We start from the raw sequence: 21,701 nt of genomic DNA, 5'->3' as shown, positions 1-21,701 counted from the left end.
GGCGGCGCAGACTAACCTGGCGCCGTGACGACATCCGCCGGACCAAGTGACGACGGCGTCATGCCGGCCCGCGACGGAACGGGCACGAGGAAACGCCATGCTGAAGACCATCGACCCGCTGCTCAACGGACAGCTCCTCGCGATCCTGGACGACATGGGCCACGGCGACGAGATCGTCGTCGCCGACGCCAACTTCCCCTCGGCGAGCAACGCCCGGCGGCTGGTGGACCTGCCGGGCACGACGGCGCCGGCGCTCCTCGACGCGATCCTGTCGCTCCTGCCCCTCGACGACTTCGTCGAGAGCCCGATGGCGGTGATGCAGGCCCCGCCCGAGACCCGCCCGCTCTACGACGGCTACCAGGCGAGCGCCGACCGCGCCGAGGGGCGGTCGATCGCGATCACCGAGATGCCGATCCCCGAGTTCTACGCCCGCACCCGCACCGCCTACGCGGTGATCCGCAGCGGCGAGCGGCGCCTCTACGCCAACTTCCTCCTGCGCAAGGGCGTGATCTACCCGTGAGCGGGATCGACCCGTGACCGGGGTCATCGACAGCCACCAGCACTTCTGGCGCGTGGCGCGCGGCGATTACGGCTGGATGGGCGAGCACGTCTCGCCCCTCCTGCGCGACTTCATGCCGGACGACCTCGCGCCGCTCATGCGCCGGGCCGGCATCGGCCGCACCATCCTGGACCAGGCGGCAGAGACCGAGGCCGAGACCGATTTCCTGCTCGAGGTCGGCGCCCGGACCGAGTTCGTCGCCGGGGTCGTCGGCTGGCTCGACATGGAGTCCGACGCCTTCCCGGAGCGGCTGGCGCATCATCGCAAGAACCCGCTCCTCGTGGGCCTGCGCCCGATGCTGCAGGATCACGACGACGACCGCTTCATCCTGCGGCCGCGCGTCCTCGACAACCTGCGGCGCGTGGCGGAGAGCGGGCTCGCCTTCGACATCCTCGTCTTCCCGCGCCACCTGCCGCACGTCGCCGAGGCCCTGGCCCGGGTGCCCGCCCTGCGCGCCGTGGTCGACCACCTGGCCAAGCCCCCGGTCGCGACCGGCACCCTCGATCCCTGGCGGGACGGCCTCGCCGCCCTGGCGGCGTTCCCGGGCGTCTCCTGCAAGGTGTCGGGCCTGGTGACGGAGGCGGCGGCGGACTGGTCGCTCGCCGATCTCGCGCCCTACGTCGATCACGCGGCCGCGTGCTTCGGCGAGGACCGCCTGCTGTTCGGCTCGGACTGGCCGGTGGCGACCCTGGCGGCGACCTACGGCGAGGTCGCCCACGCGGCCCGGGCGCTGCTGGGCACCCGCTTCGGCCCCGCGGCGATGGCCAAGATCTTCGGCGGCAACGCGATGCGCGTCTACGCGCTCCCGGACCGACGATCCGCCGGAGGGGCGACGTGAGGCGGGGCGATCACGCCCCGCCCATGGCGGCGACCGCCGCGGCGACCGCCGCGGCGAGCCCGGACCTCGGACTGTCGAGCGGGCGCTCCTCCGGGGCGAGCCGCTCGCCCGCCGAGGCCATCGACGCCTGGGCCAGCGCGACGCGGGCGGCTCCGGCCCGCCGCGCGTCCCTGACGGCGTCGGCGACCGTCGCCAGATAGAGGTCCCGGTCCCCGGCCTTGAGCGCCGCCCAGGCTCCGGGCACGAGGTGCATCGCGATCTCGGCCCCAGTCCCCCGGGCCGCCGCCTCGAACAGCACCCGCGTCGGCTCCAGGGTGGTCTCGACCGCGCACAGCACGGCGATCCTGCCGCCGCCCGCGACCGCCTCGGCGGCCAGAGCGGCGTCGACCCGCATGACCGGCACCGGCGCGTCCCGCCCGGCCTCCTCGACCGCCGGGCCCAGGGTCGAGCAGGTCAGGAGGACGGCGTCGGCACCGGCGCACAGCCCCCGCAGGATCGCGGCCGTCTCGGCGCGGATCTCGGCGGTGAGGTGCCCGGCCCGCTCCGCCCCGGCGAGGAGATCGGGACGGACCGCGTGGCTCAGCGCCACGTCGCGAAAGCCCGTCTTCGTCAGGGCGGCCTCGAACACGTCGACGTTGCCGTCGATGGTGTGCAGGCAGACGATGCGTCGCATGGGGGTGGTCCTCACCGGGATTGCTTCGGCCTCGTGCCGGCCGGGCGAGTGTCGGCGATCCGCGCCGGCGGGGCCAGCGCGCGATCGTGCGGCACCGTGAGCCGCGAAGCGCCTGCCGCCGATCGACGGACCCACGCGGACGAAGCCTCGGCAGGCCGAGGCTTCGGATCCACTCAGCCCAGGGCCTGGCTCGCCAGGCCGTAGACCTGCACGGGCCCGCCGCGTTCATCCTCGCCCCGGGTCATCTCGACGCTGCGATCGACGTTGACCAGCCCCGAGGCCGACAGGAACTCGGCGAAGGGGCCGTCGTCGCGACGGGTGTCGACGCGCAGGAACGCCCCGGCATGGTCCCGCACGTGGACCGAGGCGAGGGCGACCGCGTCGTCGTCCGACGCGGCGACGATCGGGCCGACGACGTGGCCGCGGCCGAAGGGCCGGCAGACCGAGAAGCCGACGATCCGGCCGTCGCGCTCCAGCACGGCGGTCCGGCCCTGCTCCCGGAGAGCGTGCAGGAGCGCCGTGCGGTCGCCGCCGGTGGCCGCGGCGTCGAGCGCCCCGATCGCGGCCCAGTCCGCCTCCGCGGCCGGACGCACGCGGTCGTCGGCCACCGCCGCGCCCGCATCGGCCTGGCCCTGGTGCTGCGTGATCGATCCGGTGACGACGAAGCCGAGCCGCTCGTAGAGCGGGCGGCCCGCCGCGGTCGCCGTCAGCCGGATCGCCCGCGCGCCGGCCCGCGCGATCAGGTCGCTCATCAGCCGCTTGCCGGTCCCGCGGCCCTGCAGGGCGGGATCGACGATCACCATGCCGATCGTCGCCAGGCGCTCGCCGTAGAGCCACGACATCGCGCAGCCGGTGATCGCGCCGTCCTCGGTGGCGACCAGGCCCCGGCCGACGGCATGGAACAGCCGCCAGTCCTCGAGCTGGTGGGGCCAGCGCACCGCCTGGGACAGGGCGTGACCCCGCTCCAGGTCCTGCTCCATCATGGAGCGAATCTCAGTCGTAGCCGTCATGGCGAGCCGGAACTCCTCGGGGGCGGCCGTCGCACGGAGGCGGACCGCGTGGATCGAACGAAATCGGGGACGCGGCGGCGGGGCCGCGATCGGGGCGTCAGAACTCCGCGACCTTGCCCCAGGCCGAGGCGTGGAAGCGGTCGGGATGGTAGGGGCGCGGATCGACCAGCGGCTCGGCGCCGGTGACGATGTCGGCAATGAGGTGGCCGGCACCTGGGCCGATGCCGAAGCCGTGGCCGGAGAAACCCGCCGCCAGGACGAGGCCGGGCACGCCCGTGACCTCGCCGATCCCCGGTACGCCGTCGGGCGTCGAGTCGACGTAGCCGGCCCAGGACGCGGTGATCGCGGTGTCGCGCAGGGCCGGCAGCAGCGCGAGGGCGCGCCGGTGGGTCTCGGCGACGAGGCGCGCGTCGGGTTTCGGATCGAGGATGCGCATGCGCTCCATCGGCGTCGGCTTGTCGAGGGCCCAGCGCTTCGCGGTCTCGTGGCCGCTGCGCCACGCCTCGGCGCCACCCGGCAGGAGGACGCGCCAGCGCTTGGCGAACATCGGCACGAACTCGCGCGCGAACAGGATCTGCTGCGGCGTGGGATCGACCCGGGCGCGCCCGCTGATCGCCAGGTTGTAGCCGCCGCTCTCGCCGCGGCGGGTGAGCGAGACGCCCGCGGTGTAGAGCGCGTCCGGCAGGCCGGCGACGTTGGGGCCGACCGCCATGATCGACTGGCGCACCGCCGCCTGCGGGAAGCGGATGCCGAGCTGGCGGCAGAACGACGACGCCCAGGCGCCGCCGGCCATCACCGCCACCTTCGTGCGGATCGTGCCCTTCTCGGTCACGACCCCGCTGACGCGGCCGCCCTCGAGCTCGAGGCCGCGGGCGGCGCAGAACTGGTGCACGCTGCCGCCGGCCTTCATCACGCCGCGCGCGGCGATCGGCACCGCCCGGGAGGTGTCGGCGATGCCGTCGGTGGGCGAGAACACCCCGCCCTTCCACTCCCGGCCGGTGGCCCGGCCGTGCTCGCGCGCCTCGGCGGCGCCGAGCACGTGGGTGACGACGCCCTCGCCGGCGGCGAAATCGCGCCACTTGGCCCAGCGGGCGATCTCGGCCTCGTCGTTGCTGAGGTAGAGCAGGCCGCAGCGCCGGAAGCCCGGATCCTCGCCGATCTCGGCCGCGAGCCGGTCCCACAGGTCGAGGGCCTTGGTCGCCATCGGCAATTCGCGGGCGTCGCGGTTCTGCTGGCGGCACCAGCCCCAGTTGCGGCTCGACTGCTCGGCCCCGATCCGGCCCTTCTCGACGAGCGCGACGCTGACGCCCCGGCGCGCGAGGTAGTAGGCCGTGAACGTGCCCACGACCCCGCCGCCGATCACCACGACGTCGGCGGCGGCCGGCAGCTCCGGCGTCGTGTCGATATGGAGGAGAGGTGCTGGCATCCGTGGGCTCCCTTACATCCGGGACAGCCTAGCCGGGCCCCTCGATCCGGGTGTGCCGGAGTGGCCGGACGGGCCGGCATTTTCTGCTGCGTGGCGCGGGCCGGCCGCCGGTATCGTCCGGCGGGCCGGCCCCGGGCTCAGTCGTAGTAGCCGAGGATCGCCTTGGTCTCGAGGTACTCCTCCAGGCCCTCGCGGCCGTATTCCCGGCCGTTGCCCGAGCGCTTGTAGCCGCCGAACGGCGCCTCCGGGTCCCAGGCCGGGACGTTGAGGTGGACCTGCCCGGCGCGGATGCGGCCCGCCACCGCCCGCACCTGCACCATGTCGGTGCCCTGGACGTGGGCGCCCAGCCCGTAGATCGTGTCGTTGGCGATCTCCACCGCCTCCTCGACGCCGTCATAGGGCAGGATCGCCAGGACCGGCCCGAAGATCTCCTCCTGGGCGATCGCCATGTCGCGGCGCACCTCGGAGAAAACGGTCGGCCGGGCGTAGAGGCCGGTCGTCAGGCCGTCGGGCCGCCCCGTCCCGCCGGCGACGAGCTTGGCGCCCTCCTCGATGCCGATCGCGATCATCCGCTGGATGCGGTCGTACTGCGCCCGGTTGGCGATCGCCCCGTGGGTCGTCGCCTCGTGCCGCGGATCGCCGACGACGAACCCGGCGACGGTCGTGCGCGCCAGGGCCTCGACCTCGGCGAGACGGGCGCGGGGCACCAGCATCCGGGTCGGGGCGCTGCAGGATTGCCCGAGGTTGCGCATCGCCGCGGCGATGCCGAGGGGGATGCAGCGGGCGAGGTCGGCATCCGGGAGCACGACGTTGGGCGACTTGCCGCCGAGCTCCTGCGCCACGCGCTTGACCGTCGGCGCCGCGGCTTGCGCCACCAGCACGCCGGCCCGCGTCGACCCGGTGATCGAGATCATGTCGACCTCCGGATGGGTGGAGAGCCCCTCCCCGACCACCGGCCCGGTGCCGTTGACGAGGTTGAACACGCCGGCCGGGCAGCCGGCCTCGTCCATCACCTCGGCGAACAGGAGCGCGCTCAGGGGCGAGAGCTCGCTCGGCTTGAGGACCACGGTGCAGCCCGCCGCCAGGGCCGGGGCCACCTTGGCGGTGATCTGGTAGAGCGGCCAGTTCCACGGCGTGATGAGGCCGCACACGCCGATGGCCTCGCGGGCGATGGCGGTGGTGCCGCGCCGCGACAGGAACGGGAAGGTCGCCAGGAGATCGCGCGCGACCCGGATATGGGCGGCGGCGAGCGGCACCTGGGCCTCTCGGGCATAGGTGATGGGCGCGCCCATCTCGGCGCTCAACGCCTGCGCGAACGCTTCGAGCCGCGCGATCACGAGGCCGTGGACGCGGTCGAGCAGCGCCGCGCGCTCGGCGGGCGCCGTGCGCGACCAGGCCGGGAAGGCGCGCCGGGCGGCGGCGACCGCGTGCGCGACGTCGGCCTCGGTCCCCAGGGCGATCTGGGCGATCACCGTCTCGCTCGCCGGGGACACGACGGCGACGCGCTCCGCGCCCGCGCCCTCGCGCCAGGCGCCGTCGACGTAGAACCGGTCGAGGCGGCCGGCCTCGGCGAGGTGCCGGATGGGATCGGTCATGGCAGGCGGTCCTTTCGGTGGCAAACGGGGGCCGGCGGGCGGCGGCGACCGGGGCGGACCGGGCTCTCGACCGCCCCGCCGGATAGGCGCGCCGCCGTCGCCCTGCCTCACCGACCGGCGGTCCATGGCGCGAGCCGGTCCCGCCCGGCGCGGGGCTCGACATCGGGCGTCGCCGGTTTCGCGAGCGATATCCGGATGTTCCGCCGGCACGATGATGCGCGACGGCCGACCACAGCTTTCACCGGAAATCGGCGCGTTTTCGGCATTTCCTTCCAAAACCCCGGCGGCCAGCGGCGAGGGCGCCGGCTCGCGCCTCCGTACAATCGGACGGCTCCCCGGCGGCGGCAGGCGAAGCCGGAGATCCTCCGGGCGCGGCTCGTCGTGCGCCTGCGGGCCTCACCTCATCCGCGAGACAGCCATGACCCTCCTCGTCACCATCGACACCGATCCGACGTTCGAGCCGAAGCACGCGCTCCCGCTTCCCGAGCGCCTGATCGCGGGCTCTCCGTCGTTCAAGACCTGGGCGCAGGACGAGTCGCGCGGCGAGACGGTCAAGACCGGCATCTGGGAGGCGACCCCGGGCGAGACCCACTCGATCAAGGGCACGACCTTCGAGTTCTGCCACATCCTCTCCGGCCTGGTGGAGATCGAGGAGAAGGGCGGCGAGACCAAGACCTATCGCGCCGGCGACAGCTTCGTCATGAAGCCCGGCTTCGTCGGCGTCTGGCGGACGATCGAGACCGTGCGCAAGATCTACGTCTGCGTCTACGAGTGACGGAGCGGGGGCGTCCGGGCGAGGCACCGGCGCGTGCCGGAGGCCTCCGGCCGACCCGCGGAACGCGCGGGCGCCCTCTTCCCCGCCGACGGCCGAGCCCGGCCGGCCCCCTGAACGGCGGATCCGGCCTGTAGGGACCGGGCGGCCCGTCGCCGGCCGATGATCGGCGCCCCGGCCGGGATGCCGCCGCCCTTCGCGAGGGGGGGAGCCTGCGCCACCACGACGGCGGCCTCGTTCGCGGCGATCGATCGGTTCGTGAGCCCGCGCAACGCGATCGTGGCCCGCACGCGTCGGCCCCGCGACGCGTATGCCGCGCCGATGGGCCGGCTCCCCTCACGCCCGCGGCGTCCCGCGATCGGTTCGAGGACGCGAGCCGAGTGCGGCCACGATGGGCGCCCCGGCGAAGGGATGCCGTGCGGACGGCCGCCTCCTTGAGACCATTACGGCGACGCGCGAGATCTCGGGACCGACCCGTGCCCATCCGCGCCTCGACCGATCAGGCGGTGTCGTCGACCGCGGCGCTCATGGTGCCCGGAGCACTCATGGAGACCGGAGCGGCGTCCCGGGCGCCACCCGCTTCCCCGCACCCATCGCGCCGGTCCGCGCCCCCGCCCGCCGAGGTCGCCCGCTTCCCCGCGACGCGGCAGACCGCCCGGGCCGCAACCGGCAGAAACCCTTCCTGTATCCGGTCATGACTGCCGTGATCACAGCTTAGGTAATTTTGCCGTGATTTTTTGGTGCCGTGGCAGCAATCAATCCCGTTCAAATCTCAAAGCATCCTTGTCATTCGCTGCGTAAGCAGATTGTTAATAGCGTTTCCGGTATCCATGACCAGGCAGATTGCCTATCCATAACGGCCTATCCATGGTGGCGGGGCAATCGCCAACAGTGATCGATGCCATGATCTGCAGCCCGCCAGGATCTCCCGTGGACGTCGGTCGCACCACATTGCTGCAGACCCACCTGCGGTCGATCCCGAATGCGATCGTGGAGACCCGCCGGGAGAGCCCGGAACTGCATCGCGGGCGCGAGGCCGTCTCCCGGGACGCCGTCGACGCGATGTTCTCCTGAGGGGCGGGTCGAGGGCGTCGATGAACCGGATCCTGCTGATCTCGGACAACCCCCGCCGCAGCCGCGGCCTCGCCCAGGATCTCGCGCGGGACCTCGCCGGCGGGATCGATTGCGAGATCCACGACCTCTACGGCGACGAGGCCGCGGCCGGGGCGGCCGACGCCCTCGTCACCGACGTCGACGATTTCAGCGCGGAGGCGGTCGCGCGGGTGCGCCGCCTGGTCGGCCGCGCCCGCCGCGGCACGCCCCTCGTCGTCCTGATGAACCAGGACAGCTCGCGCGCGCGCCTGTTCGGGGTCGCGCTCGGGGCCTCCCGGACCCTCTGCGCGCCCTTCGACGTCGCTCGCCTGCGCGATGCCGTCGGGGCCTTCGCCGACGAGGCCGGGCCCGTGCCGCTCGCCGCCGCGCGCTCCAGCGACGCGGCGCGCCGCATCTACGGCAGCATTTTCGTCGCCGAGCGGCCGATCGCAGAGGCTCCCGTCGATGCCGGGACCGACTTCGTCGGCCGCGCCGTACGCGAGACCGGCATCCGCGACTGGGTCCGGGCGGTGCAGCGCTTCGACGACGCCACCCATCAGCACTGCCTTCTCGTCACCGGGCTCGCCGCCGCCTTCGCCCGCAGCCTTGGGCTGGGCGACCTCGAATGCCATCGCCTCACCAAGGCGGCGCTGCTGCACGACGTCGGCAAGATCCACGTCCCCTCGGCGATCCTCAACAAGCCGGGCAAGCTCGACGCGAACGAGATGGCGATCGTGCGCCGGCATCCCGACGAGGGCTACCGCATGCTCGCCGGCCAGGGCTTCGGCCCGGAGATGCTGGCCGTCGTGCGCTCCCACCACGAGATGCTCGACGGCTCGGGCTATCCCGACCGGCTGAAGGCGGACGACATCCCGGATCTCGTGCGCCTGATCACCGTCTGCGACATCTACGCCGCCCTGATCGAGCGCCGGTCCTACAAGCCCCCGATGACGGGCGAGGCGGCCTTCGCGATCCTGGAGGGCATGTCCGGCCGCCTCGATCCCGCGGTGGTCACGGCCTTCCGGCCGGTCGCCGCCGCCTTCACCCCCCGCTTCCCGTGCGACGCATGACCCGGCGCCTCCCCACGGCCCTGACGCGGGGCGCCCGGGCGGCCCAGACCTGGCTCCTGCTCGGCACCCTCGTGCCGCTCGGCATCATCGCGGTCTGCACCCTGATGCTGCTCCAGCTGCGCCAGGACGCCTGGGACAAGGCCGAGCGGACCGCGCAGAACCTGCTCCAGGTGATCGAGCGCGACATCGACCGCAACGTCGAGATCATCGACCTGGCGCTGAAGAGCGTGGTCGAGAACCTGCAGATGTACGATCTCGAGGAGATCAGCCCGCGCTTCCGCCAGCGCATCCTGTTCGACCGCGCCGTCAACGCCCGGGACCTCGGCGTGATGCTGGTCCTCGACGAGTACGGCAACGCGCTCTACGACGCCGCCGGCTGGCCGGCCCGGCGCATCAACGGCGCCGATCGCGAGTATTTCCGGGCCCACAAGGCCGATCCGGGCATCGGCCTCCACATCAGCCGGCCGGTGATCTCCCAGCTCAACGGCACCCCCGTCGTGGTGCTCAGCCGGCGCATCGGCCTGAGCGACCAGTCGTTCAGCGGGATCGTGCTCGGCAGCCTGTCGCTGTCCTACTTCGACAGCCTGTTCGCCCGGATCAAGCTCGGGCGCGAGGGCACGATCAACCTGTTCCTCGACGACGGCACCCGCCTCGTGCGCTATCCCGAACCGAACACGGATCTGGCGCCGAACTTCGCCGATTCGGCGAACTTCCAGCGCTTCCGGCGCGAGGGCCGCGGCAGCTTCGTCGGCGTCACCCACAGCGACGGGGTCCAGCGGCTCTACGCCTTCACCCAGGTCGGCAGCCTGCCGCTGATCCTCAACGTCGCGCTCTCCACCGACGAGATCGAGGCGGAGTGGCGGGGGAAGGCCCTGGTGATCGGCGCCATGCTGCTCGCCCTGTGCGGGCTGACGATCGGGCTGTCGTTCCTGATCGCCTGGGAACTGCGGCGGCGCTCGGAGGCGGAGGCCGCCCTGGCCCGGCTCTCGCGCACCGACGCGCTCACCGGCCTACCCAACCGCCGGGCCTTCGAGGAAGCCTTCGCCCGCACCTTCGCGGAGGCGCGCCGGCGCGGCGAGCCGTTGCCGCTCCTCGTCGTCGATGCCGACCACTTCAAGCGCTACAACGACCGCCACGGCCACGCGGTCGGCGACCGGGTGCTGCAGGGGATCGCCGGCGCCCTGTCGGCGAGTGCGCGCCGGCCGGCCGATCTCGTCGCCCGGGTCGGCGGCGAGGAATTCGCCATCCTGCTGCCGGGCACCGACGCGGAGGGGGCGGTGAGCGTCGCCGAGCGGGTGCACGCGGCCGTGGCCGCCCTGGTGGTGGAGGCCGAGGGCGCGAGCGTCGGCCGGATCACGGTGAGCATCGGGCTCGCGCTGGGCCTGCCGCGCGAGGGCGGCACGCCCGGCGCCCTGTTCGATCTCGCCGACGCCGCCCTCTACGAAGCCAAGGCGACAGGCCGCGACCGGACCTGCTACGCGCTGATGGCGGTGGACGGCTGCAAGGCGGCTTGAGCAGGCTCGCAGCGGCATGCGGACGCGTCGCCCGCTCGGGTTTCCACGTCGGTTACTTTGACAGCCGGTGCTCCGTGTGAGACCGCTCACGCTCGCGGAGCCGGCAAGCCGCCTCTCCGACGGCCGAACCGGATCGGCCGAACCCGTGCCACCCGGCTTCTCGAGCCCCACCGACCCTGTCGAACGGGTGGTGCTCACGGATCCGTCGCGGCGCAGGCGCGTAGGCGGGCGGGCGCCAATCGGCCCGCGATCTTCCGCGGCGCATGGCCGCCACGCGCGCGAAGCGGGGACAGGACGTCATGCACGGCAGATTCGACGGCCTTCTCTGCGTCCCCGACATCCGCGCCGAGGGCGGCGGGATGAGCGCGCTCATCCGCGGGCACGACTGGGCGGCCTCGCCGCTCGGCGACCGTTCGGCCTGGCCGCAAGCCCTGACGACCCTCGTCGGCGCGATCCTCGCCTCGCCCCAGCCGGCGTTCCTGGTCTGGGGGGCCGGGCGGAGCCTCCTCTACAACGACGCCTATGCCGAGATCCTCGGGCGCAGGCACCCGGAGGCGCTCGGGCGCGACTACCTCGACGTCTGGTCCGGGCGCGGGGCCGATCTCGGCCCCCTCACGCAAGCCGCCTATGCCGGCAGCCCGGTCCATGCCGACCACGTCGTGGATCGGGCCACGGGCCACGCGCACGGAGCGGCCCGGTTCTCCCTCCTCCACCTGCCGATCCGCGATGCCGCCGGGCGCGTCGAGGGTCTGTACGGCACCTGCACCGAGATCGTCGGCCCTGCGGCGTCTCCCCCGCCCGCCCCGGGTAGCCGGTGGGAGGCGCAGGCGCCGCCCGGCGACGGACCGGGGCGACAATCCTTCCTCCTGGACCTCAGCGACGCGCTGCGGCCGCTGACATCGCCGGCGGACATCGCCGAGGTCGCGGCCCGGCGCCTCGGCCGGCGGCTCGACGCCAGCCGGGTCTTCTACGCCGAGATCGGCGGCAGCCTGATGAAGGTCGAGCGCGACTACGCCCGGGGCGTCGATTCGATCGTCGGGGAGCACTCGCTGGCGGCCTTCGGCCCGGATCTCCTGGCCGCCTACCGCGACAACGCGGTCGTCGCCGTCGAGAACGTGGCCGCGGATGCGCGCTTCGGCGCCGAGGCGCGCGAGGGCCTCGCATCGCGGCGGGTCGCCGCCTACGTCGACGTCATCCTGTTCCGGGAGGAGCGGTGGGTGGGGCTCCTCGCCGTGCAGAGCGCGACCCCGCGCGCCTGGACCCGGGCCGAGGAGGACCTGATCCGCGAGGTGGGCGAGCGCGTCAAGGCGGCGATCGAGCGCGGCCGCGCCGAGACGGCCCTGAGCGAGAGCGAGGCGCACCTGGCGGCGATCTTCGCCGGCGCCTCGGTCGGCTTGTCCGAGGTGAGCGCCGAGGGCCGCTTCCTGCGGGTGAACACCGAGTTGTGCCGCATCCTCGGACGCTCCGCCGACGATCTGCTGGGGCTCGACTTCACGTCCGTCACCGACCCGGACGACCTTTCGCCCAGCCTGGCGGCGGTCGCGGAGACGATCGGGACGGGACGCAGCACCTCCCTCGACAAGCGCTACCTGCGCCCGGACGGCACCGCGATCTGGGCCAATACCAGCATCCGGCGCCTCGACGACGCGGAGGGCCGCTTCGGGAGCTTCCTGGCCGTGACGGTCGACCTGAGCCGGCGCAAGGAGACCGAGCATCGCCTGGCCGAGAGCGAGCGCCGCCTGCAGGAGCTGAACGAGACCCTGGAGCAGCAGGTCTCCGAGCGGACGGCGGAGCGCAACCTGCTGGCCACCATCGTCGAGCGCACCGACATCATGGTGATGGCGGCCGATCTCGATTACACCATCCTGGCCATCAACAAGGCCAACGCCGACGAGTTCGAGCGGATCTACGGCGTGCGGCCGAAGGTCGGCGACAACATGCTGGATTTGCTGGCCGACCAGCCCGAGCACCACGCCCAGGTGCGGGCCGGCTGGGGCCGGGGGCTGGCCGGCGAGGAGATCACCGTGGTGGAGGAGTACGGCGACGCCGAGCGCGCCCGCCCCTGCTACCAGATCAGCTTCCGCACCCTGCGCGACGCGAGAGGCGAGCGCACCGGCTGCTACCAGTTCGTGATGGACGTGACCGAGCGGCTGCGGAGCCAGGCCCAGCTCGCCCAGGCCCAGGACGCCCTGCGCCAATCGCAGAAGCTCGAGGCCGTCGGCCAGCTCACCGGCGGGGTGGCGCACGACTTCAACAACCTGCTGACCATCATCCGGTCGTCGGTCGACTTCCTGCGCCGGCCCGACCTGCCGGAGGTGCGCAAGCGCCGGTACCTCGACGCGGTGTCGGACACCGTCGAGCGGGCCGCCAAGCTCACCGGCCAGCTGCTGGCCTTCGCCCGGCGCCAGGCGCTCAAGCCGGAGGTCTTCGACGTGGGCCAGAAGGTGCGCGGGATCGCCGACATGCTCGACACGCTGACGGGCGCGCGGGTGCGGGTCGTCACCGAGGGGCCGCATGGGCCCTGCCTCGTCCGGGCGGACCTGAGCCAGTTCGAGACCGCCCTGGTCAACATGGCGGTGAATGCCCGCGACGCCATGGACGGCGAAGGGACCCTGACCCTGCGGGTGTCGTGCGGCACGGCGCTGCCCGCCATCCGCGGCCACGCCGGATCCCAGGAGCGCTTCGCGGCCGTGGCGCTGATCGACACCGGCACGGGGATTTCCCCGGGACAGATCGGCCGGATCTTCGAGCCGTTCTTCACGACGAAGGCGGTCGGCAAGGGCACGGGCCTGGGCCTGTCCCAGGTCTTCGGCTTCGCCAAGCAGTCGGGCGGCGACGTGGACGTGCGGAGCACCCTGGGACAGGGCACGACGTTCACGCTCTACCTGCCGGAGGTCGCGTCCGACGAGCGGATGGCCGCGGATCGCCCGCAGGACGACGGGCACGCCCCCCTGGGAACCGGCCAGCGGGTCCTCGTGGTCGAGGACAATGTCGGCGTCGGCCAGTTCGCGACGCAGATCCTGGAGGATCTCGGCTATCGGCCCGTCTGGGCCGCCAATGCCGAGGAGGCGCTGGAGGAGCTCGGCCGCGACGGCGGCGGGTTCGACCTGGTGTTCTCCGACGTCGTGATGCCGGGCATGGGCGGCGTCGCCCTGGCGCAGGAGCTGCAGCACCGTGCGCCGCACCTGCCCGTGATCCTGGCCTCGGGCTACAGCCACGTGCTCGCGCAGTCGGACGCGCACGGGTTCGAGCTGCTGCACAAGCCGTACTCGGCCGAGCAGCTCGGCCGCATCCTGCATCGGATGCTCGACCGGCGCCCGAGCCTGCACGCCGACGGGGCGGTGCACGACGAAGCCGCGCTCGGATAGTACCGACGCTCGTCGAAGCCGACCTTTGGCGCCGGTCTCCAATCTCAGCCAAGCCTTCGGCTTGGCATCGAGACTTCGAGATGGATCAATGGTCCGTCGGCGCGTCGCACGCGCCCCTTGACGCCGGGCCGCGTCCAACTCGACATTGGACGACGCGAGATCGACGCCGCAGGGCGCGCCTCGCACCGGACGCCCACAAGGGCGACGGAAAAAGAACGACAGCGGGAGGAGGCGGACATGACCGCGAACGGGAGGACCGGGGCACGCCGTGCGGCCTGGGCGGCGACCGCCCTCGTGGCGTTGGGCCTGACCGGCGGGAGCGCCGGGGCACAGGCCCTCAAGCAGTACGATTCGAGCGGCAAGGCGTTCTGGAAGAACCCGCCGCCGGACTGGTTCCTCGGCGACGAGACCTCGGCCCAGAAGGGGTTGGCCCCGCCCGCCAATCCGGCGCTTCCGGCCTCGGACGAGGAGCTGGCCGAGAACCTGAAGGCGGTGAAGCTGCCGGCGGGCTTCACGATCAGCGTCTATGCCAGCGGCGTGCCCGAGGCGCGGCAGATGGCCTTCGGCGACAAGGGCACCTTGTTCGTCGGCTCGTTCGGCGCGACCAACGTCTACGCGATCGTCGACCAGGGCGGCAAGAAGGTCGTCAAGACGATCCTCAAGGGCCTCAACATGCCCACCGGCCTCGCCTTCCGCGACGGTGCGCTCTACGTCGTGGCGATCGACAAGATCTTCCGCTACGACAATATCGAGGCGAACCTCGACAAGCCGCCGGAGCCGGTCGTCGTCTACGACGACATGCCGTCCTTCGTGGCGCATGGCTGGAAATACCTGACCTTCGACAAGGACGGCTGGGTCTACGTGCCGTTCGGCCCGCCCTTCAACATCGGCAACCCGCCGAGCAGCGTGTCGCAGGTGCGCCGCGTCGACCTCAAGACCGGGGCGGCGGAGATCGTGGCGCTCGGCGTGCGCAACAGCGTCGGCGGCGACATCGATCCGCGCACCGGCCGGTACTGGTTCACCGAGAATGCCCGCGACTGGATGAGCGACGACATCCCGAGCGACAAGCTCAACATGATCTCGAAGGTCGTCGAGCATTTCGGCTATCCTTACTGCCACCAGGGCGACATGCCGGATCCGAAATTCGCGCAAGGCCGCACCTGCGCCGAGTTCACCCCGCCGGTGGCGAAGCTCGGCGCGCACGTGGCGCCGCTCGGCATGAAGTTCTACACCGGGTCGTCCTTCCCGGCCGAGTACAAGAACAACATCTTCATCGCCGAGCACGGCTCGTGGAACCGCCACAAGTACCAGGGCGGGCGCATCGAGCGGGTGGTCGTCGATCCGGACGGCAAGAACGCCAGGATGGAGACCTTCGCCTCCGGCTGGCTCAAGGGCGACCGCGACTATACGGGGCGGCCAGCCGACATCGTGGTCGCGCCGGACGGCGCGCTGCTGGTCGCCGACGACTGGGCCGGTGCGATCTATCGCATCGCCTACGGCAAGTGAGCGGCGCGCGATCCCGCGCCGGCCGGCCGGTCCGGACCCTCTCCGGGCCGGCCGGCGCCGCGCTCGGCCTCCTCGCGCTCCTCGCCGGCGCCCCGGCGCTCGCCGCCGAGGCGCCCGAGGTGGCCCAGGCCTGCCTTGCCTGCCACGGCGAGGCCCTCGCCGAGGGCGCGCCGCCGATCGCCGGCCATTCCAGCAACTACATCCAGCTGCAGCTGGTGTTCTTCCGCGCCGGCCGGCGCAAGAACGAGATCATGCAGGGCGTGGCCGGGGGGCTGTCGGACAACGACATCCGGGCTCTCGGCAAGTATTTCGCCTCCCTGCCGGCGCCGGAGACGAAGCCGCCCGCCGACATGCAGGCCGATCTCACCAGGGCCGGCGAGGCCGCGGCCCTGCGGCACCGCTGCGCCGCCTGCCACGGCGACGCCTATCTCGGCATCCAGGCGGCCCCCCGGGTCGCCCGCCTGCCCGAGGCCTACCTGGCCAAGGCGCTCGGCGACTACCGGGCCGGCACCCGCCCGAGTTCCGGCGGGGCGGCGATGACGGAGGTGGCGGGCGCGCTCTCGGACGCCGACATCGCGGCCCTCGCGCATTACCTGGCGGTCCTTCCCTGACCTCCGCCCCCGCCTGCGGTGGGGTCCGCCCTCGCGCCTTCGGGCGATCCGCCCCAACGCCCGCCGCCGCGCCCCGGGCGGCGCGGCGGCAGTCCCTCACCGCGCGGCCGCGTCGAGGGCCTCGCAGCGCGTCGTGGAGGCGGCGGCCCGGGCGGGGTCGGGATCGACGCCGTTGACGCAGTCGGTCTTCAGGAACTCGACCAGCGCCAGGCGCTCGTCGACCGAGAGCGCCCGCCCGATGACGCCCGTCCCCTTGGTGCCGGCGAATTCGTGGCCGGTGTTGAGGTTGCCGCGCTTCGCGGTGTCGAGGGTGAACAGCCCGCCGAGCCGGTTGGCCTCGGCGCCGGCCTCGGCGTTCAGGCAGTCCTTCGGGTCCTTGGCGGCGACGGCGGTGAGCTGGTAGCCGAGGCAGACCGGATCGAATTCCCGCCGGCCGAGGGTGAAGGTCTTCGGGCGCTCCGCCACCGGCGACAGCAGCGCGAAGACGTTCGGGACCGCGCCGTTGTGCAGGAAGGGCGGCGTCGCCCAGACCCCGTCGAGGGGGCGTGCCTTGTAGGCGAGCGGCGCCTGGATGCCGTTCGGCCGGTAGCCGTTCAGACGCTCGCGGTCGGCCTTCGCGGTCGGCGGGGTCTGGCTGTCGTACCAGCGGTCGACCGTGCGCTTCACCGTCACGCCGAGGGCGGGCCCGAAGGCGTAGCGGCCGTCCTTGTCGGGCTCGCCGAGCGCGACGTCGCCGGGGCCGTCGCCGCTGCGGTCCTTGAGCGCCCGCACCAGGGTGTCCGGCAGGGCGACCGTGCGGGCGATCATGTCCTCGGCCTGGGCCGGATCGGTCCCGATCGTGGCGATGGGAATGGGCTTGACCACGAGGTAGCGCTGCCCGAACGCGTTCGGCTTCAGCCACGCCGTCGAGTCCCAGAACTCCTTGCGGCCGATCGGGGCCTGGTGGCAGCCCTGGCACAGCTCGCCGTAGAGCCCGGCGCCCTTGCGGGCCCGGCCGAGGTCGATCGCGTTCGCCTTGTCGATCTCGGCGAACAGGCTCGGCCAGCGCGGGGCGCGCAGGCCCGTGAAGCCGGCCTGCGCGTCCGGCTGCTCGCCGGCGATCTGCTTCTCGATCCGGGCGATGTTCTCGACGTGCACCTGCGAGGCGAAGAGGTCCTTGGCCGGGCCGGTGAGGGTGACGGGCGCCGAGACGCCGAGGGCCTCGCCGGCGTTGCGCACCATCGGCTGCTCGATGGAGGCGTTGTACTGCACCCAGTCGAACCACGACGTGTTCCAGACGTGGGGGAAGTTCACCGGTGCGGTCGTGGCCGCGTAGTTCGCCTCCCGGGCCGCGTCGTCGAGGTCGAGAGCGAAGACCGTGTTGCCGATGCGGTTCAGGGCGTCGAGCCGGCCGTAGCCCTCGTCGACGGTCGCCGCGGAGACCTTCTTGTCGAGCTTGCGCACCGCGTCGAGGCGGTCCCACAGCGCGTCGAGCTGGGCCTTCAGGTCGGACTTCTGGGCCTCGCTCGCATCCTCGCCGAGCACGTTCATGGCGAACCGGTCGAAGCGGCCGGGGACGTACTTGGTGAACAGGATCGAGAGGCCGAGGCCCTGCCGGAACTTGCCGAGGTCGGTGAGGGCGGGCCCGCCGTCGACGAGGAGCGCCGTCTCGCGATAGGTCAGGCGCCCGGTATGGCAGGCCGCGCAGGTGAAGCCGATCTTGTGGGTCGGCTTGCCCGTGCGCGGGTTGAGCCAGGGCTGGCCGTCGGGCAGCAGCATGTCGCCCCGGTCCTCGGCCTTGTCACCGCCGCGGGCAAAGCCGATCGGCAACTGGATCTCGCCGCCGCGCGTCGCCCCCGGGATGAAGCCGTAGCGGTCGAGATAGGCCGGGTCGGCGAGCCGGCCGACGTCGCCCACCAGCGTCAGGCGCGGCTGCTCGAGGGCGATGAACCACTCGTAGGGGATGTTGAGGGTCTGCGTGCCCTGGTCGGCATGGTGGTACCAGTCCTGCTCGTCGTTCGACCACGCCTGGCCGAGCCAGCGCGCCTCCTTGACGGGCGGGTAGTCCGGCAGCGCGACGTAGAGCTTGTCGCGGTAGATCTTGAATCCGATGCCGACGACGATCAGCAGGACGGCGATGATGCCGACGATGATCTTGGCGAGGCGCCCCGTTCCCACGTCCGTGTTCTCCGTGTCGAAGAAATATCGACGGGACGGGGCACGATCGCGTCCGTCCCGTTGCCGTTCCCGCCCGTTCACGGGTCAGGGTGCGTCGGCGATGCCCTTGGGAAAATCGGCCTTCAGCGCGTCGATCGTCGCCGCCACCACCCGGTCGGCCTTGCGCGAGGCGACGCCGACCCCGAACGTCTTGGCGCCCCGGCGTGCCAGGTAGCCGAGGATCAGGCCCATATCGTCGGTTTCCTTGCGGAAATCGATGTCGACGAGGGTCGAGACCACCTTCTCGATCCGCTGCCGCAGGTCGCCGCGCAGGAGGTCCAGCCGGACGTCCTCGGGGCGGGGCCGGTCCGCCTCGCCGATCTCGATCGGCTCCTGGAGCTGCGGCGTCAGCGGGATGATGGGATAGAGCGGCACGTCCGCCCGCGAGCCGTCGGGGAGCGGCAGCGTCTTGAAGCCGAGCCCGCGCTCCTCGCCGGGGGCGACGGACCCGATCTTCTTGCTGGCGTCGCGCACCCGCCAGCTTTCGGCAATGGTCGCCCCGTCGAACAGGCCGTTCGTCCCCGGCAGCACGAAGTTCCAGCGCAGGAAGGCCTGGGCGTTGCGGCGCCCGAGGAGGTAGTCGTGGCGGCGGAAGCTCTCGTGCAGGAAGCCGCTGAAGCCGCCGAGCGCGCCGCTGGCGATCGGGAAGACGATCGGCTCCCCGTCCGCCCGCTGGCGCACCGGCGAGACGATGAAGCGGGAGAAGTCGGTGCCGTCATGGGCCCGGGCGAGCTCCTCGGGCTTGAACCGCGCCTGGTTGATCAGCGCCGAGAACAGGCCCGGCAGCGCGGTCGCGAGCGTGCCGGTGACCGGGTCGGCCGGCAGCGCCTGGTAGTTCGGGAACGGCGCGATCAGCACGACCGAGCGGCGCGCCTTGTCGCCGGCGGGCTCGTCCGGGTAGCCGTTGGTGAGGTAGCGCCGCGCCTGTTCCAGCGGCTCGTTGTCGATCGTCCCGCCGTCGACCGCCCAGTATTCCGCCGTCCCCTTGACGTCGTAGCGGCAGTCCGGCGGAATGACCTCGAACTGTCCCGTCGCGTTGATGCGCCCGACCGTGCCCCAGACCAGGAGCTCGGCGGCTGGCCGGCTGACGCGGCGGGGCGCGAGCCCGACCGGAAAGGCGCCGGTCGCGAGCGCCGCGACCTTGAAGAAATCCCAGGCCGGGTCGTCCGTGCGCGTCACGTCGAGCCAGGGATCGCCGGTCGGGGCTTGGCCGCAGCCGATCTCGAACGAGGCGACGTCGGCATGGTTCGTCATGCCGAAGGCCCGGTTCGTCCCCGCCCCGACGAGGCCGAACGAGTACGGCACCCCGCGCAGGTTCGTCAGCGTCAGCATCACCCGCAGGCTGTCGCGCCCGCCCCGGCCGATCCAGGGCCGGCGGACTGGGGGCGAGTCGATTGCGAAGGCCTTGGCCAGGATATCGTCGAGGACGGTGCTGCACAGGACCGACTTGAGGGCGCTGGTGCCGTCGAGGTCGCCGGTCTCGAGCAGGCGCTCGATCGCGATCTCGCGGACCCAGCTCGCGTAGAGGCGGTTCTGCGACTCGGGCGGCGGGGGAACCTGCGCCCGGACGTGGTCGAGGCGGCGGAACATGTGCAACGCCGCCATGCCGGCGGTCATGCCGCCTGCCGAGGCGCCGGCCAGCACCGGCACGCGCACGTCGTGGGTCGGACCGTCCCAGCCGGGCGCGTCGCGGGCGGCGTAGTAGCCGTCCAGCGCCTCAATCAGGAAATCCATCACGCCGGCCGAGTAGCACCCGGCCGAGATGGCGCCGGCCAGCACCAGGCCGACCTCGTAGACGGGACGTGCGGGCATGGCTCCCCCGGGGTTCGCGGAAATCGCCGTCGGCGCGGGACCGGTCACGGCGCGGCCTCCGGCGCGAGGCCGAGCACGAAGCGCTCCGCGAACGGACCGCCCCGGTCGTCGATGCGGCCGGCCTCGCCGTCGAGCAGCCGGACCCCCGGCAGGCGCAGGATCTGCCGCACCGTCTCGGGGATGATCGCGTAGCCGACATACTGGCCGAGGCACCGGTGCTGGCCGAAGCCCATATGCAGGTAGTCGAGGCGGGCCCGCGGCTTGAAGCTCTCGGGATCGGGAAACAGGGCCGGGTCGAACATCGCCGACCCGATGGCGAGCGCGACGACGCGCCCGGGCGGGACCGCGAGCTCGTGCTCGGTGCCGGGGGCGAGCCGGGCCGGCTCCGCGGCGATCCGCAGGACGAAGGTCGTCATCGGGTTGAACCGCAAGGCCTCCCAGACGATCGCGTCGAACCGGTCCGTGTCGGGCGAGCGGGCGGCCTCGATCGCCTCGGCCCGCACGTCGGGCCGCAGGAGGATCTGCTCGGTGGCGTTGGCGATGGCCTGGGAGGTGGTCTCGACGGCGCCGACGAGGAGGCCCGCGATGTTGCTCACCACGCGCTCGGCGTCGAAGCCGGCGCCCCCCGTTCCGGCCAGGCGCAGCAGGCGGGATACGGCATCCTCGCCCCGCGCCTCGGCCCAGGGCTGGCGCCGCGCCAGGAAGCGGCGGATCCAGGCGCGCATCTCGGTCCCGGCGGCGACGTTGTCGGCCTTCACCGCCGGGTCGCCCGTGAGGTTGTGGAACATGTCGGCCTGGGTCGCCCGCGACCAGCGCAGCATCGCCGCATCGTCGGGGCCGTAGAACCCGAAGCTCTGCTGCACGACGCGCAGCGGCGCCAGGCGAGAGGCGAGCCCGACGACGTCGATCGTGTCGCCCTCGACGGCGAGCGCGGCGGCGACCGTCCGGCCGACGAAATCCCGGATCGCCGGCAGGTCGTCCCAGCGCAGCAGGCTGCGCATCACCGCCTTGTCCTGCCAGTTCAGCTCGCTGTCGTCCCGCGCCAGCATGAACGGGCCGACGGACGGGTCCATGTGCGGCCGGTAGGTCACCTGGAAGGTCGACGGGCGCGACAGCGCGTCCATTACGTCGGACCACCGCGAGACGACCGCGAAGGGCGCCAGGTCCAGGATTGGCCGCTCGGCCCGCAGCTCGGCGAACAGGCCGCGCCAATCCGCCCGCAGATGCCGGAAGAACGCCGCCGTGCGCGCGGGACCGTTTTCGGGATCGACGGACCCGAATTCGTCCAGAAAGGTCATCCTGCACCCCTTGCTCGACATCGTCGGTGCGTCTGCATATTTATATTTGATTTTTAAGCGCGGTAATTCTGTCTTTGATTGATCATGCCGTCATCGGCCGTGGGAATGTCCGGTCCGGTCGCACATCTTCCGTTCCGGAATCGAGCCGATCCCGCCCCGGATTCGCGGTACGTGGCGCACAGGCTCCCGAGTCCGCGTGCATCGGCACGCGGCGACATCAATGTCCGCTGGACAATCGTTCCGTTTCTTTGTTGAAACCTGAATATGCCGCACAATCATTCTAAGCCTGATGCAATGTCAAGCTGCCGTTTGGAGAAACATATTTCTGTATCGCCGGCCCTCCCGAACCAGCGTGGGGCGG

Annotated in this window: 16 protein-coding genes; 9 read left to right on the top strand and 7 right to left on the bottom strand. The window is 72.4% G+C overall.

The genetic code is table 11. The annotated features are described in order from the left end of the window. Positions 1-97 precede the first annotated feature (97 nt). Positions 98-520 carry an RbsD/FucU family protein gene (locus BMX97_RS23840; RefSeq protein ID WP_091753705.1) on the top strand — a complete coding sequence of 141 codons (423 nt, stop codon included), beginning with the start codon at positions 98-100 and terminating at the stop codon, positions 518-520. 13 nt (positions 521-533) lie between these two features. Next, positions 534-1,397, top strand: coding sequence for an amidohydrolase family protein (locus BMX97_RS23835; protein WP_091753704.1), 864 nt, complete (start codon positions 534-536; stop codon positions 1,395-1,397). 10 nt (positions 1,398-1,407) lie between these two features. Here BMX97_RS23835 and BMX97_RS23830 read toward each other — a convergent pair whose 3' ends face one another. The 4 genes from BMX97_RS23830 to BMX97_RS23815 form a co-directional block, all read right to left on the bottom strand. Continuing rightward, positions 1,408-2,070 carry an aspartate/glutamate racemase family protein gene (locus BMX97_RS23830; protein ID WP_091753703.1) on the bottom strand — a complete coding sequence of 221 codons (663 nt, stop codon included), beginning with the start codon at positions 2,068-2,070 and terminating at the stop codon, positions 1,408-1,410. A gap of 173 nt (positions 2,071-2,243) precedes the next feature. Then, on the bottom strand, positions 2,244-3,053 hold the full coding sequence (locus BMX97_RS23825) for a GNAT family N-acetyltransferase (RefSeq protein ID WP_177202333.1): 810 nt from the start codon (positions 3,051-3,053) through the stop codon (positions 2,244-2,246). Positions 3,054-3,177: 124 nt separating this feature from the next. Then, positions 3,178-4,506 (bottom strand): NAD(P)/FAD-dependent oxidoreductase, encoded by a 1,329-nt coding sequence (locus BMX97_RS23820; RefSeq protein WP_091753701.1) that lies wholly within the window; start codon positions 4,504-4,506, stop codon positions 3,178-3,180. A 137-nt stretch (positions 4,507-4,643) separates the two neighbouring features. Further along, complete coding sequence (locus BMX97_RS23815) at positions 4,644-6,101, bottom strand: aldehyde dehydrogenase family protein (protein ID WP_091753700.1); 1,458 nt, start codon at positions 6,099-6,101, stop codon at positions 4,644-4,646. Between the two features lie 418 nt (positions 6,102-6,519). Here BMX97_RS23815 and BMX97_RS23810 point away from each other — a divergent pair, with 418 nt between their 5' ends. From BMX97_RS23810 to BMX97_RS23785, 7 genes are all read left to right on the top strand, one after another. Further along, positions 6,520-6,876, top strand: a complete 357-nt coding sequence (locus tag BMX97_RS23810; protein WP_091753699.1) for a cupin domain-containing protein — start codon at positions 6,520-6,522, stop codon at positions 6,874-6,876. Between the two features lie 927 nt (positions 6,877-7,803). After that, on the top strand, positions 7,804-7,947 hold the full coding sequence (locus tag BMX97_RS33135) for a hypothetical protein (protein ID WP_177202332.1): 144 nt from the start codon (positions 7,804-7,806) through the stop codon (positions 7,945-7,947). Between the two features lie 20 nt (positions 7,948-7,967). After that, positions 7,968-9,035, top strand: a complete 1,068-nt coding sequence (locus BMX97_RS23805; RefSeq protein WP_091753698.1) for an HD-GYP domain-containing protein — start codon at positions 7,968-7,970, stop codon at positions 9,033-9,035. After that, positions 9,032-10,549, top strand: a complete 1,518-nt coding sequence (locus BMX97_RS23800; protein ID WP_091753697.1) for a sensor domain-containing diguanylate cyclase — start codon at positions 9,032-9,034, stop codon at positions 10,547-10,549. The genes BMX97_RS23805 and BMX97_RS23800 overlap by 4 nt, the downstream gene beginning before the upstream one ends. Positions 10,550-10,848: 299 nt before the next feature. Further along, complete coding sequence (locus tag BMX97_RS23795) at positions 10,849-13,917, top strand: PAS domain S-box protein (RefSeq protein ID WP_091753720.1); 3,069 nt, start codon at positions 10,849-10,851, stop codon at positions 13,915-13,917. A gap of 237 nt (positions 13,918-14,154) precedes the next feature. Beyond that, positions 14,155-15,423 (top strand): PQQ-dependent sugar dehydrogenase, encoded by a 1,269-nt coding sequence (locus BMX97_RS23790; protein ID WP_091753696.1) that lies wholly within the window; start codon positions 14,155-14,157, stop codon positions 15,421-15,423. Further along, positions 15,420-16,034, top strand: a complete 615-nt coding sequence (locus BMX97_RS23785) for a c-type cytochrome (RefSeq protein ID WP_091753695.1) — start codon at positions 15,420-15,422, stop codon at positions 16,032-16,034. Before BMX97_RS23790 ends, BMX97_RS23785 begins: the two co-directional genes overlap by 4 nt. Before the next feature lie 96 nt (positions 16,035-16,130). On the opposite strand, the gene BMX97_RS23780 is transcribed toward BMX97_RS23785, so the two are convergent. The 3 genes from BMX97_RS23780 to BMX97_RS23770 all read right to left on the bottom strand — a co-directional run bounded on the left by BMX97_RS23780 (position 16,131) and on the right by BMX97_RS23770 (position 21,340). Continuing rightward, on the bottom strand, positions 16,131-18,191 hold the full coding sequence (locus BMX97_RS23780; RefSeq protein WP_177202331.1) for a di-heme-cytochrome C peroxidase: 2,061 nt from the start codon (positions 18,189-18,191) through the stop codon (positions 16,131-16,133). 84 nt (positions 18,192-18,275) lie between these two features. Continuing rightward, entirely contained in the window at positions 18,276-20,042 is a 1,767-nt protein-coding gene (locus BMX97_RS23775) for a patatin-like phospholipase family protein (protein ID WP_091753694.1), read from the bottom strand. A gap of 44 nt (positions 20,043-20,086) precedes the next feature. Then, positions 20,087-21,340 (bottom strand): cytochrome P450, encoded by a 1,254-nt coding sequence (locus tag BMX97_RS23770; protein WP_177202330.1) that lies wholly within the window; start codon positions 21,338-21,340, stop codon positions 20,087-20,089. Positions 21,341-21,701 lie beyond the last annotated feature (361 nt).

Source organism: Methylobacterium sp. ap11 (assembly GCF_900110515.1).
Classification (GTDB): domain Bacteria; phylum Pseudomonadota; class Alphaproteobacteria; order Rhizobiales; family Beijerinckiaceae; genus Methylobacterium; species Methylobacterium ajmalii.
This window is presented reverse-complemented; position numbering and strand designations above follow the sequence as displayed.